Source organism: Streptomyces sp. 3330 (assembly GCF_031456635.1).
Lineage (GTDB): Bacteria > Actinomycetota > Actinomycetes > Streptomycetales > Streptomycetaceae > Streptomyces.
Map to the genome: position 1 here is coordinate 22,810 of NZ_JAVDVA010000039.1, position 15,463 is coordinate 38,272.

At 71.4% G+C, this 15,463-nt stretch carries 18 protein-coding genes; 8 read left to right on the forward strand and 10 right to left on the reverse strand.

Annotated features, from left to right (window positions below; translation table 11 throughout):
• The first annotated feature begins 93 nt into the window (after nt 1–93).
• The 6 genes from J2X68_RS37145 (at nt 94) to J2X68_RS37170 (ending at nt 4,269) form a co-directional block, all read left to right on the forward strand.
• Complete coding sequence (locus tag J2X68_RS37145) at nt 94–444, forward strand: hypothetical protein (protein WP_020132562.1); 351 nt, start codon at nt 94–96, stop codon at nt 442–444.
• A complete protein-coding gene (locus J2X68_RS37150) occupies nt 441–1,121 on the forward strand; it encodes a DUF5819 family protein (protein ID WP_310437025.1) in 681 nt (226 codons plus the stop codon). The genes J2X68_RS37145 and J2X68_RS37150 overlap by 4 nt, the downstream gene beginning before the upstream one ends.
• Nucleotides 1,118–2,140: an HTTM domain-containing protein gene (locus J2X68_RS37155; protein ID WP_310437026.1), complete on the forward strand. Its 1,023-nt coding sequence runs from the start codon at nt 1,118–1,120 to the stop codon at nt 2,138–2,140. Before J2X68_RS37150 ends, J2X68_RS37155 begins: the two co-directional genes overlap by 4 nt.
• A gap of 5 nt (nt 2,141–2,145) precedes the next feature.
• Nucleotides 2,146–3,000 carry a serine hydrolase domain-containing protein gene (locus J2X68_RS37160; protein WP_310437027.1) on the forward strand — a complete coding sequence of 285 codons (855 nt, stop codon included), beginning with the start codon at nt 2,146–2,148 and terminating at the stop codon, nt 2,998–3,000.
• A 339-nt stretch (nt 3,001–3,339) separates the two neighbouring features.
• Complete coding sequence (locus tag J2X68_RS37165) at nt 3,340–3,762, forward strand: hypothetical protein (RefSeq protein ID WP_310437028.1); 423 nt, start codon at nt 3,340–3,342, stop codon at nt 3,760–3,762.
• Between the two features lie 48 nt (nt 3,763–3,810).
• Nucleotides 3,811–4,269: a hypothetical protein gene (locus J2X68_RS37170; protein WP_310437029.1), complete on the forward strand. Its 459-nt coding sequence runs from the start codon at nt 3,811–3,813 to the stop codon at nt 4,267–4,269.
• Between the two features lie 197 nt (nt 4,270–4,466).
• Here the strand turns inward: J2X68_RS37170 and J2X68_RS37175 are convergent, their stop codons facing one another.
• A complete protein-coding gene (locus J2X68_RS37175; RefSeq protein WP_310437030.1) occupies nt 4,467–5,114 on the reverse strand; it encodes a dihydrofolate reductase family protein in 648 nt (215 codons plus the stop codon).
• Nucleotides 5,115–5,547: 433 nt separating this feature from the next.
• Here J2X68_RS37175 and J2X68_RS37180 point away from each other — a divergent pair, with 433 nt between their 5' ends.
• Nucleotides 5,548–6,462 carry an NADP-dependent oxidoreductase gene (locus J2X68_RS37180; RefSeq protein WP_310437057.1) on the forward strand — a complete coding sequence of 305 codons (915 nt, stop codon included), beginning with the start codon at nt 5,548–5,550 and terminating at the stop codon, nt 6,460–6,462.
• 36 nt (nt 6,463–6,498) lie between these two features.
• Nucleotides 6,499–6,978: a MarR family transcriptional regulator gene (locus J2X68_RS37185; RefSeq protein WP_310437031.1), complete on the forward strand. Its 480-nt coding sequence runs from the start codon at nt 6,499–6,501 to the stop codon at nt 6,976–6,978.
• A 194-nt stretch (nt 6,979–7,172) separates the two neighbouring features.
• Here the strand turns inward: J2X68_RS37185 and J2X68_RS37190 are convergent, their stop codons facing one another.
• The 9 genes from J2X68_RS37190 to J2X68_RS37230 all read right to left on the reverse strand — a co-directional run bounded on the left by J2X68_RS37190 (nt 7,173) and on the right by J2X68_RS37230 (nt 15,284).
• Nucleotides 7,173–8,033 carry a CAP domain-containing protein gene (locus J2X68_RS37190; protein ID WP_310437032.1) on the reverse strand — a complete coding sequence of 287 codons (861 nt, stop codon included), beginning with the start codon at nt 8,031–8,033 and terminating at the stop codon, nt 7,173–7,175.
• Between the two features lie 1,063 nt (nt 8,034–9,096).
• Nucleotides 9,097–9,291, reverse strand: a complete 195-nt coding sequence (locus tag J2X68_RS37195) for a hypothetical protein (RefSeq protein WP_310437033.1) — start codon at nt 9,289–9,291, stop codon at nt 9,097–9,099.
• 519 nt (nt 9,292–9,810) lie between these two features.
• Nucleotides 9,811–9,933 carry a type B 50S ribosomal protein L36 gene (gene ykgO / locus J2X68_RS37200; protein ID WP_310437034.1) on the reverse strand — a complete coding sequence of 41 codons (123 nt, stop codon included), beginning with the start codon at nt 9,931–9,933 and terminating at the stop codon, nt 9,811–9,813.
• A gap of 41 nt (nt 9,934–9,974) precedes the next feature.
• Nucleotides 9,975–10,235 (reverse strand): type B 50S ribosomal protein L31, encoded by a 261-nt coding sequence (locus J2X68_RS37205; protein WP_310437035.1) that lies wholly within the window; start codon nt 10,233–10,235, stop codon nt 9,975–9,977.
• A 44-nt stretch (nt 10,236–10,279) separates the two neighbouring features.
• Nucleotides 10,280–10,444: a 50S ribosomal protein L33 gene (rpmG, locus tag J2X68_RS37210; protein WP_310437036.1), complete on the reverse strand. Its 165-nt coding sequence runs from the start codon at nt 10,442–10,444 to the stop codon at nt 10,280–10,282.
• Between the two features lie 469 nt (nt 10,445–10,913).
• On the reverse strand, nt 10,914–11,144 hold the full coding sequence (locus J2X68_RS37215) for a hypothetical protein (RefSeq protein ID WP_310437037.1): 231 nt from the start codon (nt 11,142–11,144) through the stop codon (nt 10,914–10,916).
• Nucleotides 11,145–11,272: 128 nt separating this feature from the next.
• Nucleotides 11,273–12,031: a DUF4142 domain-containing protein gene (locus J2X68_RS37220; protein ID WP_310437038.1), complete on the reverse strand. Its 759-nt coding sequence runs from the start codon at nt 12,029–12,031 to the stop codon at nt 11,273–11,275.
• Between the two features lie 291 nt (nt 12,032–12,322).
• Nucleotides 12,323–14,794, reverse strand: a complete 2,472-nt coding sequence (locus tag J2X68_RS37225) for a molybdopterin-dependent oxidoreductase (protein WP_310437039.1) — start codon at nt 14,792–14,794, stop codon at nt 12,323–12,325.
• A 13-nt stretch (nt 14,795–14,807) separates the two neighbouring features.
• A complete protein-coding gene (locus J2X68_RS37230; RefSeq protein ID WP_310437040.1) occupies nt 14,808–15,284 on the reverse strand; it encodes an SRPBCC family protein in 477 nt (158 codons plus the stop codon).
• Between the last annotated feature and the right edge of the window lie 179 nt (nt 15,285–15,463).

Here is a 15,463-nt window from a genome sequence, read left to right on the forward strand (position 1 = left end):
GTCAGCTCACGGGGGCGAGCGGCCGGGAATGTCTGACCAACATTTCCGGCGCGCCGTCGTCTTCCCCGGACGGCCAGAAAAAGAGGGGAAACAATGAAGAAGAAGAATGCCGCCGTCGTCTTCGGTGTGGCCGTCGCGGGCACGCTCCTGACGGTGTCGATGCAGGGTTCGGCCCAGGCCTCCACCCCGCAGCAGGCCGACGTGAGCCTGAGCACCCAGGCTGCGAGCGAGGGCGCTCCGGTGGCCCCGCGCGCCGCCGCCGGCGCGCGGGCTGCCGCGGCGGCCGGCCGGGCCGCCGCTCGCGCCACCGTGCACGCACGGGCCGCCGCCGGCTCCGTCGCGCACCAGGCGTCCGAGGTGGCCAACAACTTCAGCCTGTTCAGCGCGCCTGCGAAGGTGTCCGTCGACGGCGCCTCCGCTGCGGCGACCGCTTTCGACAGGTGATCGCGCGCCATCGGCGCATCCAGAGGGCGGCACTGCTGGCCGGTGCCGCCCTCCTGGGCGCCCATTTCTTTCTCGCGGCGTTCTCCCAGGCGCCGCTCAGCCCCGCCAAAATCAGGCTTCATGGGCTCATCAGCGGCTACCTGGAGCCGTATTTCACGCAGAACTGGAGTCTCTTCGCCCCGAATCCGACAAAGGACGACGAAGGGATAATAGCTCGCGCAAAATGTTCCGACGGTTCCGTCACGGATTTCTACGACGTGACCGGACCCCTGATCAAGGAAACTCAGGAAGACCGATTCTTCCCCTCCCGCACAGTGCGCCTGATAAGCAACGGGATAAATCAGCTCAACGATTCCGACGACCTGCTGCTGCGACTCCGCCAGAAAGAGGAGGAGAAGAATACCGAGGACTCGCCGGCGAAAAACGGAAAGCGTGATCACGTCATTCCTCTGACTCCGTACGAAAAGAGTCAGCACGAAGACGCCGAGCGATCGCTGTCCCGTTTCTCGCTGACCCGGATGCACGACGTCTGCCCCGACGGCACAGGGCCGGCCGCTGTCCAGGTACGCATGTACATCAAGACGCTGCCTCCCTGGTCGCAGCGGAAGAACTCCGAGGCGAAGAGCAAAGTGGACCTCTACGACCTGCCGTGGAAGAAGGCGGTGGACCTTCGATGAGGATCAAAGAGGCGATCGACACCGCCGCCGGTCGCCCCGTCGCCGCACTGGGCGTGTCGGGGACCCGCGCGCTGCTGGGCTTCGTCGGCCTCATGTACTACGTGAGCCACTACAGCGACCGGAGCTACCTGTTCGGCCCGGGAGCCGACTCGGTCCTGCCCCACCACCTCTTCGTCGAAGAGATCAAAGAGAAGGGCAGCTTCAGCCTCTACGCGTGGACCACCTCCCAGGCCTGGTTCGAAGTGGTCTTCCACCTCGGGCTGTTCGCCGCTGTGGCCGTCACCTTCGGCGTGGGGGGCCGGATGGTCCTCGCGGCGCACGGAGTGCTGCTGTGGTCGCTCTACGAGCGGCAGTCGGCATTCCTGGACGGCGGGGACAACCTCGCTCAGCTCGTCATCCCGATGCTGCTGCTGACCGACTGCTACCGGCACTTCTCCTTCTCGAGCGGACTCGCCCAGCGCGTCACGAGACGACTGCCCGAAGGCCTGCGCTGCCTGCGCGTCCCCCTGCATAATCTCGGCGTGGCTGCGATCGCCGTGCAGATGTGCCTCGTGTACGTGGTGAGCGGTCTGTACAAGGTGCAGGGAGAGGTGTGGCAGGACGGCACCGCGCTCTTCTACATCATGCGCGTTCCCGAGTTCGAGCTGCCGGGATGGTCCAGCCTGGTCTACGACAACGACGTCCTCGTCTTCCTCGGCACCTACAGCACCACCTTGTTCCTCGTGTACTTCCCGATGGGGATCCTGGTGGCGAGGCTGCGCCCGTGGACGGCGGCGGCATCCATCGCCTTCCATGTGTCCATCGGCGTGTTCATGGGACTCACCGCGTTCGCGCTGACGATGATCGCCTGCGACCTGATCTTCCTCTCGTCGGCCCTGGCCCGTGCACGCCGGACGGCACGCGGCATCACAGCACGCTGGACGCCGGAACAGCCCGGAGGCGTCCGGACCGTCACCGAGGAGAGCGCGCCGGACAGCGACCGCACAGTCGATGCCCCCGTTCCCCAGACAGCGAACTGACCGCCATGCGCACCGTCCCCACCTGCATCCTCGGCAGCGCCGACGAGCATCCGATCGTCACCGGCGCACACGACCCCGACACATACGTGGAGGTCGGGTCCTTCACCAAGGTCATCACCGGGACCATCCTCCAACAACTCGCCGCGCAAGGGGTGCTGACGCCTGACGACCCCGTCGAGCGATGGCTCGGCGCCCCGCCCGGAACCGGGATCACCCTGCGTCATCTGGCGGAGCACACCTCAGGTCTGCCCCGGCTGCCCCCTGGCACGTCCCGCCGCGACCCGTACCGGACGTTCACCGACGACCGGCTGCGCGAGCTGCTCGCCGGCCTCGACCTGCTCGCCGTCGCCCCCGCGGGACAACGCCAGGAGTACTCCAACCTCGGCTATGCCGTGCTCGGCGCGGCGCTGGCAGCGGCGAGCGGGCAGGAGTACGAGGAACTCGTCGCCGGACTGGTGTTGTCACCCCTTGGCCTGCCGCCGCACGCCATGAGTGCCACACCGCCGCAGCACAGCCGTCTGCTGCCGACCAGGTGGTTCGGCCGCACGGTGAAACCGTGGACCATGACCGGCGCCGTCCTGCCCGCCGGCGGCCTGTGGGCGACTCCCCGCACACTGGCACGCGTGCTGACGGCTCTCGTGCTCGATCGCTCACTTGGAGACCCGGGGCTCGGATGGCAACGCACGGGACCGCTGCCCGTGATCTGGCACAACGGAGCGACAGGCACGGCATCCGTCTTCGCCGGCGCCGTCCCGGACGGGCGCTGGACCGTGGTCCACCGTCTGAGCGCTGACTCCGACGTGACGGATCACGCCGGCCTGGACTACCTGCGCACGGCACGGGCGCGGCCGAAGGAGTGAAGCCGCCGCCCTCGGTCGCAGGGAGCAGGCCGAGACCCGGGCCGCTGCCACGGGCGAGCACGACGGCACACTGCGGGTGGCGGTCGAGCACCTGCTGCGCCGCAGCGAGGGTGATCTGGCCGGCGGACCGCGGTGCAGGCTGCGATCACGATGCAGGCCCCGGCCACCGCCGCCATGATCAGGCTCTGGTCGTAGCTTCACCGCGGGCGCGCCGGCCTACCCTCATCACCGCCGCACTCGGCGTCGGCCAGGCAGCACCCTGCGGGACGTGCTGCCCTGTCAGTGCCGTCCCTTACGCTCCGTTCCTGATCAAGCAGTTCAGAGGGAGAGGGGACGCGGATGGGCGGCAACGCATGGACTCACACGGGCCCGTATCAGCAGGACCTGGCGGCCGCGTTCCGGCAGGCCCAGGAAGACGAGCTGGCGCGGGACAACCACGGTTTCGAGGGCCGGTCCGTCGAGGAACTGTGGCACGACCCGGAGTGGCAGGAGTACATCTTCACCGGCGGCACGGCATCCGTCCTGGACTTCCCCCTCATGATCGAAGCCGAGGACACCGACGACGGTCCGTTCATGCGGCCGCTGACGGAGGACGAAGTGCGTGCGTGGGCTCCTCACGGCCGGCCCACCTACGAGGAGTGGGACGCCGCTCTCGATTCCGATCGGTTGGAATTCCCCAGCCGCGCCCAGGGAAACTGCACCGTGCTCTACCGCGACGGCAGGCCCACGCACATCGGCTACTGGGGCGTGACCGCCGACTAGGAGCTGTCCGGCAGATGCTGGGCGTGGGCCGTCGGGGATGACGCCCGGGTGAGCATCATCGTCAGGTTCTTCATGGCGCCGGACGACACGTCCGCGGCTCTGACCCTCCGGAGCGGACCAGGGCGGGCATGCGGATCGCTCTCCTTCGGCAACTTCGACCCCGAGGAAGCGGTGGTCGAGTGGGAATGCCTTCTTGCAGGCGGCAGCTTCGAGGAACTCGCCGAAGCCGGCGAACCGCGTGTCGTCGCCGGCGAGGACAACGGCGGCTGTGCCGTCTTCGCGATCTCGCCTCGCCTGTCCACCGCACTCATGGATGCCGGGGGCCCCGAGTTGGGCGAGGTCGCTGCCTCGTGGGTTCAGCTGCGAGCGCAGGAGCACGAAATCATCGACGTGGAGGGCCGGCCGGCGCGCTCGTTCTCGGCCGCGCCGGCCGGCCGGCCGGCCCTCCACGGCGAGAATCGCCTCACGCCGCACGCCTCACGCGTGCGCCTCGTCCGGGACGAGTGACGGCTTCCCGGACCGCTCGGACAGGATCGGTCCGGAGCTGGCGACCCGGTAACCGGGCGGTTTCACTGGGGAGTTGGGGGACGCTCGCCTCCTGATCCTCCGGGTCGGGGCGGCAGGGCTGTGCCGCCGGCGCGGCCGCCGTGCCCTCGCCGTGTGCACATCGCGCCGACCCGCCCCACCCTGCCGCGCCTGTTGTGTCATCTGCGCCAGAAGAGGTGGTGCGTCATACCGCTCGGGCTGGGCACGACCTCCATGTGGAACCGGTCCAGCAGTTCGTCGGGCGAATCCCACAGGCGTAGCCCGGTCCCGAGTGTCACCGGTGCGACGGCCACGTGGAGGGTGTCGACGAGGTCGGCGTCGAGGAACTCCCGGATAGTGCTCACGCCGCCGCCGAGCCGGACGTCCCTGCCCTGTGCGGCTTTCCGCGCCTGTTCGAGGACGTCGGCGGGGTCGCCGTCCACGAAATGGAAGGTGGTGTCGCCGAGCGTGAACGACGGGCGCTCGTGGTGGGTCAGGACGAACACCGGCGTGTGGAAGGGCGGCTCGTCACCCCACCAGCCGCGCCATGTGTGGTCGCGCCACGGGCCGCGCTGGGGTCCGAACTTGTTGCGGCCCATGATCTCGGCGCCGATGTTGTGGCTGAAGTCCCGGGTGAAGTAGTCGTCCAGGCCCCGGCTCCCTCCGGGGTCGGTGCGGTTGGGCCAGCTCGCCGTGGCGCCGGCCCAGGCGAAGAGCTTTCCCGGATCGATGTGGTGGCCGAAGGGCCGCTCCAGGCTCTGGTCCTCGCCGGCGGCGACACCATCGCTGGAGATCGTGAAGTTCTGCACGCGCAGCAGCTGATCCATGACTTCCCTCGTCAGGTCCTGTCGCATCCTCGCAGGGCGATGCGTCTTCCCTCAGGATGTCGAACGGGACGGGGCCGGATCGACAACGGCACGAACATCATCGAGGCCGGGCTGTCCGGGGAGCGCGGGCCGTCCGGGGCGCGGCGGCCACTCCATCTTGCGTCCCGTGTTCACCGTGGTGGCGGCAGGGGCGCGGCCGGGACGCCTGTGTCTTGAGTCGTCTCCCGGCCGCTCGCCGGGATCCGCGACGGCGCTGATCCGGCCGGTTCCAGCAGGTCGGTCCGTGCGGCGGCGTTGGAGCGGCAGCGTGTCCGGCGGGCACGCCGAGGTCCGCTCTCCACAATTACTTGGCCAGCCACATAATCGGTGCTACTTTTATGTGGCTGGCCACAGAAAGTGGTCGGTGCAGCAGCCCCTGAGGAGAACCGCAATGATGAAGGCCATCGTTTTCGACGCGTTCGGCGGCACCGAGGTCCTGCACGAGGCGGAGATCGACATTCCCCGGCCCGGCCCCGGCCAGGTCCGTGTGCGGGTGCAGGCCGTCGGTGTCAACCCGGTGGACGGCAAGATCCGCTCCGGCGTCATGGAGGCCATCTTCCCCACCACGCTGCCCGCCGTCCCCGGCGGGGAGATCGCCGGCGTGGTCGACGCCGTCGGCGAGGGCGTCGACCACCTGAAGGCGGGGGACGAGGTCCTGGGCTGGTCCGACACCGGCTCCTACGCCCAGTACGCCCTGGCACCCGCGACCGTCCTCGCGCCCAAGCCGGCCGGCCTGGACTGGACCCACGCCGCCGCCCTGCCCGTGGCGAGCGACGGCGCCGAACGCGTGCTGGACCTGCTCGGCGTCACCTCGGGCGAGACGCTGCTGATCCACGGCGCGTCCGGCGCGCTCGGCACCATCGCCGTCCAGCTCGCCGTCGCCCGCGGGGCCCGCGTCATCGGCACGGCCGGAGCCGCCAACCAGGAGTACGTCACCTCGCTCGGCGCGACCGCGCTGGTCTACGGGGACGACCTGGTCCAGCGGGTTCGGAAGCTCGCCCCCGAAGGCGTCGACGCCGTCTTCGACGCCGCGGGCAAGGGCGCGCTGGAGGACTCCATCGTCCTGCGCGGCGGCACCGACCGGATCGTCACCACCGCCGACTTCCGCGCCCGCGAACTCGGCGTCGTCTTCGCGGAGGGCCCGCAGCGCCGCTCCGCCGCCCGGCTGGCCGAACTGGCCCGGCAGGCCGCCGACGGCACACTGGTCACCACGCTCAGCGCCACCTACCCGCTGGCAGAGGCCGCGAAGGCGCAGCAGGCCAGCGACGCCGGCCACAACCGCGGGAAGATCGTCCTCACCGTCAACTGAACGACTACCTCCACTCCGGTGGGCAGGGAGCAGAAAATGTCCGACATCACCGCATCGGAGCTGCCGAACGCGGCGCGCGAGGGACGATTGAGCTACGCCGTCTTCCAGCTCGCCCGCGCCCACCGCGGCCACGCCGCCGCCATGCTGCGCGCGCTCAACCTGCACCCGGGACAGGAACTGCTGCTGATGCAGCTCTTCGACCGGGACGGCCAGACGCAGGGAGAACTGCTGGAACGGGTCGGCCTGGACCATTCCACCGTCTCCAAGTCGCTGCGCCGCATGCAGGAGGCCGGACTGCTCACCCGGGAGCCCGCCGCCCACGACCGGCGGGTCATGGTGGTCAGCCTCACCGACGCCGGACGTGCCCTGCAGGAGCCCATCGCCGACATGTGGCGCACCCTGGAGGAGATTTCCGTACGCGATCTGACCCCCGAACAGATCGAGATGTTCACCGCGTGCGCGCACACCATCGAGAAGTCGGTCAGGGACCACAGCCGGCAGGCGTCCGCCGGGTGATCGGGCACGGCCATGCGGTCCGCTCCCCGGACCGCGCGGTCCGCTTCCCGGGCCGACCGCCCCTCCCCCGCACGCAGAGCCAGGGCGCCTCGCGGGCAGCCCTCGCTCTGCGCGGGGCGGCAAGAACCCCTGCGGAGAGGCAACGGCCGGCGTGATGGCCGGCGGGCCGTGACGGCTCCCGGGTCCCGCGAGCGTCAGCGGGCCGTGCCGAAGTCCTGCGTCCAGTAGTTGCCGGGCTGCGCCACCCCCACACCGATCTCCTTGAAACCGCAGTCCAGGATGTTGCGCTTGTGACCGGCGCTGGCCATCCAGCCCGCCATGACCTGCTCCGGCGTGGCGTACCCGTAGGCGACGTTCTCGCCGTAGGTGCTCCAGAGGTAGCCCGCGCGCGTGATCCGCTGCCCCGGGTCGGAGCCGTCGGAACCGGTGTGGGACATGGTGTTGTGGCTCGCCATGTCCGCGCTGTGGGCCTGGGCGGCCTGCGAGAGCTTGGCGTTCAGGGTGACCGGGGAGCAACCGACCTTGGCGCGCTCGCTGTTGACCAGGGCGACCACGCGGGCGACGGCCGAGGTCGCCGCGGTGGCGGGGGCCGTGGTGGCGGCGGGAGCCGTGGTGGCGGGCGGCTTCGGCGCGGCGGTGGCCGTCGAGAGGGGCGCGGCGGTCTGCTTCGGCGCGGAGGTGGTCCTCGTCGGGGCGGGCGGGGCGGTCGTCTTCGCGACGGGCGCCTCGGGCTTGTCCGGGGCGGGCGCCGCGGTCCCGGGAGAGGTCGTCGGCGAGGCCGAGGGCGAAGCGGTCGCCGTGGGCTTCGCGGTCCAGGTGTCCCACCCCCGGCGCCCGTCCCAGGATGTCTTCTCCCCGTCCGTGCGGTGTCCGTTCCAGGACGCCTTCTTCCCGTCCGTCCAGGGAGAGCCGGTCGTGGCGGTGATGGCCTCCGCTCCCCCGTCGCCCATGCACGCCATGGCGGCCGACGGCACCGCGACCGCGCTCATCGCCAGGACGGCGACGGCTATGGGCCGGCGGCGCGTCTTCCTGCGGTGCTTCCGGTGGTTCCTCATACGGACCTCGTTCGGTCGACTCTCCTTACGCCTCCGGCAGGCTCGGTTTCGCACAGACACTGCGCTTGACCTGCGGGGACGCCTTGCGGGGCCGTCATTGTTAAAAGCCGCGTGAGGGCACGGCAACGGGGGCTTCCACTACCTCGCCTAGTAGACGCGGGCGCCCCTTGAATCCGGGCCGGGATTGTGCGGGGCCGCCGCGCCGGACACCGACGGCGCCTCACACTCCGTCAGAAGGACGGCAGAGACAGTCCGGCGGCTGGGGGCCGGTGACCCGGACCGGCGACTCCGGCCGATGTGCCGTGTATGCCTGCTTCCGTATCCCAGATCCGCCTATGTCGACCACGCGCCACGTACTATCGCGGCACGTTGACGGGGAACGGGCACGTGAGGGATGTCACCGGCTTTCCCCACAACCCTTCCGGCCCGGCGTGCGGGGCGATGTCATCAGGCCCGGTGACCGTGCGCAGGAAGGCGGGAGGGGGCTACGGCCTCCTCCTCGCCGCCGACGGCCGGCCTGAACGCCGCTGCGGCCGGCAGCCCGCCCGTGGGGGTGCCGAGGGAACGCCGTGGGGGTGCCGAGGGAGATGCGGAGCGCACTATCGGAGAAGTCAGGTCGGCGAGCGCGGCCGCCGATGGGCCGGTCCGGGGTCAGCGATCGGCGGGAGTCGGCTCCCCCGTGCGGCTGAGGAAGTGGCAGCGTCGCACTGCTCCCGTCGCTCAGGCGCTCAGGCGCTCAGGCGCTCAGGCGCTCAGGAGTGCTGCGCAGCCGCGTTCCGCCCGGAGGACGGCGGGCCTGCGGCGACCAGGACGGAGTGCCTGGCCAGTCGGCCCGCCAGGACGCGCTCCCTTCCCGCGACAGGCTGCCGCGCTGCGGCGGACCGGCCGGCAGTCGTGTGCTCGTCGGGGACTCGGGCCCAGCGGCGCGGCCGAGCGCGAGCGGGCGTCAGTCAGGCGCTGCGCGGCCGGGGTGCAGCGGTATCGGTGTCGTGCGGGTCTCCTGCCGGGGCCGTCCCGCCCCGGGCTGGTCCGCCCCAGGCTGGTCCGCCCCTTCCCGCCCTGCTCAGGAAACGGGTTCGGGGACTTCGCCGGGTCTGACCGGCACGATCTCAACGCGGGTGCAGCCCACCGCTTTCAGTTCGGTGCGGCGGTGCTTCGCGGACCGCTTGTCGTACCTGCCCGCGGACGCCTGCGGGGTGCCGTCCGGGTCGGTCCACAGGAGGCTGTAGTTCTGCATCGCGCTCGTCATGGAGATCATCACTTCCCCGCCCCCGGCAGCCGTAAGCACGCCGCGAGCCGCTCGTGGATGATCACACGTTGCCGATCCCCCGGCGGGGGCATCCGGGAGCTGCCCCTGGCTGGCTCTCCTGCACTTCGGCGGCTTCTTGGAACGGGGCGCGGCGGCACATTGGCGGGCGGGTGCGGGGGCTTCCCGGCTGGGGCGGGCCGGCTGGGGCGGGCCGGTCCCGCCGCGCGTCGGCGGCGCACACGTCTGCGGCCCCGGGCCGGCGAAGGACGCCGGCCCGGGGCCGCAGACGAAAGAGCGTGGTCGTGAAGGGCGGTCGCCTTCGCGGCGAAACGCTCTGCGGGGCTTCAGCCGGACGATCGTCCCCGCAGGCAATAGGTGAGGCCCGGGGACACTGTCCCCTTCACCACCACACCGTCCACAACACGGCCCGCCGCACCGGCATTCCCGCGCCCTTCACCGGCCGGGCGGGCTCCCGGGCCGGGTCGGCTGCGCAGCGTGCGGGCCGGCCAGCCGGACGGACGGGTGTTGTCAGCCCTGGCGAGCCTTGAAGCGGGGGTTCTTCTTGTTGACGACGAAGACCACGCCCCGGCGGCGTACCACCTGGGCCCCCGGTCGGGACTTCAGCGCACGCAGGGACTTGCGTACCTTCATGGTCTGCTCCTCCTGTTCGGACGACGGACGACGGACCGCGGTCAGGGGCGGGCCGGGGCGGTGCGGCCGTAGCGGCGCTCGAACCGCTCGACCCGCCCGGCGGTGTCCACGACCCTCGAGGTGCCGGTGTAGAACGGGTGACTCGCCGATGAGATGTCGACGTCGATCAGCGGGTAGGTGTTGCCGTCCTCCCACTCGACCGTCCGGACCGAGGCCGCTGTGGAGCGGGTGAGGAAGAGGGCGTTCGCGGCGCGGTCACGGAAGACGACCTGCCGGGATTCGGGATGGATGCGGGGCCTCATGGGGTTTCCTTCCTTATGGCTGTCCGCCGGGGCGGAAGCGTGGTTCAGCGTTCTTCGCGGAAGGCGGTGTGCTTCCCGGCGACCGGGTCGTACTTGCGCAGGACGAGCCGGTCGGGATCGTTGCCGCGGTTCTTGCGCGTCACGTAGGTGACGCCGGTCCCGGCCGTCGATCTCAGCGTGACGACGGGACGCATGTTGCTGCGTGCCATGAGGTCCTCCTTTCACCCACACCCCCCGGATTGACCGGAGCATGTCAGTTACATGGTGGGGAACACGCGCTCCGGCCTCTTCATTCCCGACCGGCGCGTAGCTCCGGCACCGCAGGTCCTTCGGCGCGGCTGTCCGCACTCAGGTCGTCAGCACGACCACCGGTGCGCCGCCCGTGCGCGCGGCCTCGGCAGGGCGTCGGCACTGCCGGGCGAGCACGGCAGGGCCCAGTCCCCCCCGGTCCCCCGCCGGGCCCCAGTCCGCCGCCGTCGCCGCCGGGCCACCGGCCTCGGTGCCTGTGGATCCGGCGATCGCGGTCGGCAGCGAGGGCAGCGTGGGCAGACACCGCACCACCGCACCGGGGACGCACCCGGCTCAAGGCACCGCTGGTCCGGTCCGGTGCACCAGGAGGCGAACCCGCCCCGGGGAGGGCCGCCCCCGAGTAGGGCTATCCCGGGGCGGGCCGGTGCCTCAGGGATAGACGGGCGTCAGGGCGGGTTCGCAGTCGGCGCCGCAGCTGACATCGGCCCACAGTCCCAGGCCGATGACCAGGAAGAGCACGGCGAGGACCAAGACGTAGAGCAGGCGCCAGGGCAGTTCCAGCGCCTCGGGGCCCCAGAGCCACTGCCTGCCGATGACCAGCATGAAGACGGCGACGGGCAGGAGCAGTCCCGCCACGATACTCAGCAGCGCCGAAAGCACCGACGGCCTCCCCCGAAGAGCGCCTGACAACCGGAAGTCGAGCACCGCAACCCCGCTGCGACATCAAAGAGGTCGTCTCTGGCTGCGGGACGGTTCCCGGCGTCGGCGCTGTCCCGCTGCCGCCCGGCCTAACTGCCGTTGGCGGCCGGGCCGTTCATGGCCGGGCCCAGGTCCACCGGGGTGGAGGTGGCGTTCGGCGGCGGGGGCAGGACGACCAGCGGCTGGCCGGCGGGCGGGACCGGCGGGGTCATGTCCGACTTGGGCAGCTTCGGCGGCGTGGTCTGGGTGAACAGCGTGGTGTCGAAGTCGACCAGACCGGTCTGCTCCATCACCGTGATGTGGTCCAGGACGGTGTCGTTGGCCTGGTCGGCCAGCGCGCGCACCAGCGTGTTCTTCGTCGTCGAGCGGACCTTCGCCACCGTGTTGAAGATCGAACCGTGCGTCATGCGCAGGATGTTGGCGAAGTCGACGTCGAACTGCTTGCCCTGGTCCGCCTTCAGCGTGTTGACGAAACCTTCCTGCTGCGGGCTGGCGATGTTGGGCAGTGTCACGTTCAGCATCGGCGCGATCTTGCGGCAGGTCTCGTCCAGTGCCGCGTGCCCGTCGACCAGGTGCTGACTGGCGGTGAGGACCCCTTTGCTCTGCCCCTTCTGCAGCCCGATCAGCCCGACCGGGTGCTCCCACAGGCCGGCCGCGCGCACCGCCACGACGAAGGCGCGGTCGCTCTCGGTGAAGGGGCCCCACTGGGTGTTGGCGATGATCCGGTCGCCCGAGGTCGACACGGTGTCGAGGCCGAGCATCGACGGGTAGGCCAGCGCCCCCAGGGTCAGCGCCAGCGCGCCCCCCACGACGACCGTGCCCACCATGTTCCGCGAAAGTTGCACCATTCCTCCTGCCCGTGGAACCCGCTGACCTGCCGTCACCCCGAGCCCCGGGGAAGGCGGACGAAGAGAAGTACGCGTGCGGAGCCGTGGGGGCTCACCGCCCCGGCAAAAGATTCACAGGCGCCGCACAAAGAGTCCGCCGGCCGGTGCCCCGGTGCTCCGCGCCCGCCGGACCGGCGGGGCGGCGGGGCGGTTTCCGCCGTGGTGGTGGGCGGGGGCAGGAGGGCGGCCGTGCCGTCTGCAGGGGCCGTGCCCTCTGCCGGGGGCTGTGCCGTCGGTCAGGGGCTGTGCCGTCTAGCGGGGGTCCTGGGGGTGGGTGTCACGGGACGTGGCGAGGGCCGTGGGGCCGCCGGCCGTGGGCGGTGCGGTGCCGGCGCGCGAGGGAGCCGACGCGGTGGTGGTCGGGGCGGGGGCCGGGCTGCCGTCGCCGCGCCGGACGAGGCGGAGGGCGGCCGCGGCGGTCTTGAACAGCGGCTGCTTGGAGGCGGGGTCCCAGTCGGTGGCCGTCGTCTCGTTCGCGGCGCGGCCGGGCACGTCGCCGTCCGGGCCGTGGCCGCCCCCGGTGTCCCAGTAGCCGTAGTGGAAGGGGACGAACAGCAGCCCCGGCCGGATGCCGCTCACCCGCAGCCGTCCGCGCAGGGCGCCGCGGCGGGTGGTGACCTCGACCAGGTCGCCTTCCTCGAGGCCGAGCGCGTCGGCGTCGCCGGCCGCCGCTTCCACCCACACGTCGGGCGCGGCCGCGTTCAGCTGGGGCGCTCGTGCGGTCTTCGTGCGCGTGTGGAAGTGGTAGAGGGTGCGGCCCGTGGTCAGCTGGAACGGGTAGGTGCTGTCCGGCTGTTCGTGCGGCGGACGGTAGTCGGCGGCCCTGATCACGGCCTTGCCGTCCGGGTTGAGAGCGCGGTAGGCGGCCTCGTCGTCGGCGGCGCCGGTCACCATGTCCTTGCCGTAGCTCTCGCACAGGTCGGGGTGGGCCCAGCTGATCCCGTCGGTGTAGAGGCGCGGGGTGCCGTCCGGGCACTGCGCGGTGCAGGGCCACTGGATGCCGCCCCGGCGCAGCGTGTCGTAGGTGAGGCCGGTGTAGTCGCAGGGCCGGCCGGCGCTGCACGCCTTCCACGCCTCGAAGGCGGACTGCGGGTCGTGCCAGCCGATCAGGGGCCGGCCGTCCTTGTCGCGGAAGTCCATGCGGGCCGCGTAGTCGAGGAAGATGTGCAGGTCGGGCCGGGCCTCGCCGGGCGGTTCGACGGCCTTGTCGCACAGGTGCACGGTGCGGTCGGCGTTGGTGAGCGTCCCGGTCTTCTCCCCCCAGGTCGCGGCCGGCAGCACGACGTCGGCGAGCTGGGCGGTCTCGGTGAGGAACAGGTCCTGCACGACGACGAAGAGGCGCTCCTGGGCCAGGATCGCGCGGATGCGGGACAGCTCGGGCAGGGACACCGCCGGGTTGGTGCCGCTGATCCACAGCATGCGGATCGAGCCCTGCTCGGCGTGGCGGAACATCTGCATCGCGTGGGTGGGCGGGGCGTGGTGTGTGAGGAGGGCCGGTTCCACGTTCCACACCCGCGCCAGGTCGGCGACATGGCCGGCGTTCTGCCAGTTGCGGAAGCCGGGCAGGTCGCCGTCGGCTCCGCATTCGCGGGTGTTCTGGGCGGAGGGCTGGCCGTTCATCTGGAGCACCCCGGCGCCCGGCCGCCCCAGCATGCCGCGGATCAGGTGGAGGTTGTTGATCTGCACGGCCGTGGCGGTGGCCTGGTGGGACTGGTAGACGCCCTGAAGGACCGTGGACAGGAGCCGGTCGGCGGTGCCGAGGAGTTCGGCCGCCGCGCCGATCGAGGCGGCCGGTACGTCGCAGATCCGCGCCGCCCACCGCGGGGTGCACTCCTCGAGGCGGCGGGCCAGTTCCTCGAAGCCGACCGTGTGCGCCGCCAGATGGTCGCGGTCGGTGCGGCCGGTGCGGATGACCTCGTGCAGGAGCGCGTTGAGCAGCGCGAGGTTGGTGCCGGGCCGTGGGGCCAGGTGGACGGCCGCCCGGCGGGCCACCGGGGTGGGGCGCGGGTCGACGCAGAGCAGGCGGGGCGGGTCGGCGCCGTCCAGCCGGTCGAGGATGCGCATCCACTGCACGGGCTGTGTCTCGGCGATGTTGTGCCCGAACAGCGCGATCACGTCCGCGTGGTCGATGTCGTCGAAGCTGCCCGGCTGCCCGTCGCAGCCGAAGGACTGCTTGAGCGCTTCCGCGGCGGTGGCCGTGCACAGGCGGGTGTTGCCGTCCAGATGGTTGGTGCCGATCCCGGCCCGGGCCAGCACCGCGAGCGTGTAGTACTCCTCGAGGTAGAGCTGCCCGCTGGTGTAGAACCCGATGGATTCCGGGCCCCGCTGCGCGAGCAGTTCGCGGGAGCGGCCGGCGAGGTGTTCCATCGCCGTGTCCCAGTCGCACTCGGTCAGGTGTCCGCGGACGCGCAGCAGGGGGCGGGTGAGGCGTTCCCGGGAGGCGTTCGCCTGCCAGCCGAACAGGTCCTTGGGGCCCAGCCGGCCGTGGTTGACGCGGTCGTCCGCCCGGCCGCGCACGCCGGCCATGCGGCCGTCGGCGACCGCGATGTCCATGGCGTCCCCGTCGGAATGCAGGACCGACGCGGCCGGAACCCAGCGCTGCACCCGGTCCGGGTCGACGCCCGGTGCGAGGTAGGTGTCCACGCGCGTGGGCCACCGCCCGTGGCGGCCGTACGGGGTACGGCCGCCCCAGGGGTGTGCGATGCGGTCGACGGGGCCGTCCACGCGCGCGGACCGGTCAGAGGGCCGGGCCGGGGTCGCCGGGCCGGATGCGTCCGCGCCAGGCGCCTGTCTCGCCGCCGCGCTGCTCGATGTAGTCCTTGAAGCGGTGGAGGTCTCCCTTGACCTGGCGGTCGATCATGCCGAGCAGGTCCGCCCCCTTCTCGGCCATGCCGGTGGGCTCGACGTCCATCGTGAGCTCCACCCGGGTGTGGGTGTCGTCCAGGCGCTCGAACCGGACCGATCCGCGCTGGCGGGACTCGCCGTCGACGACCCGCCAGGTGATCCGGTCGTCCTGGAGCTGGTCGACGATCTCGGTGTCGAACTCGCGCCGCACCCCGCCGATCTTGGTGGTCCAGTGGTTGTGCCGCTCGTCGAGCTGGCGCACCTCCTCGACGCCCTCCATGAAGTTCGGGAACTCCTCGAACTGCGTCCACTGGTTGTAGGCCGTGTGGACGGGGACGTCGACGTCCACCGCTTCCTTCACCCTGCTCATCGCCGCTCCTCGCTGGTCGTCACTGGTCTTGGCTGGTCGTCACCGGCGTCGTTCGGTTCCGCAGGACGCCGCAACGCCGGGTACCCGGGGTTGCGGGAATGAAAGATCCGCATGCGGGGCGGTGGGGCCGCGCGGCCGGTCGCGCAGGACGACCGGAGCCACGTCACGCCACGCCGCCC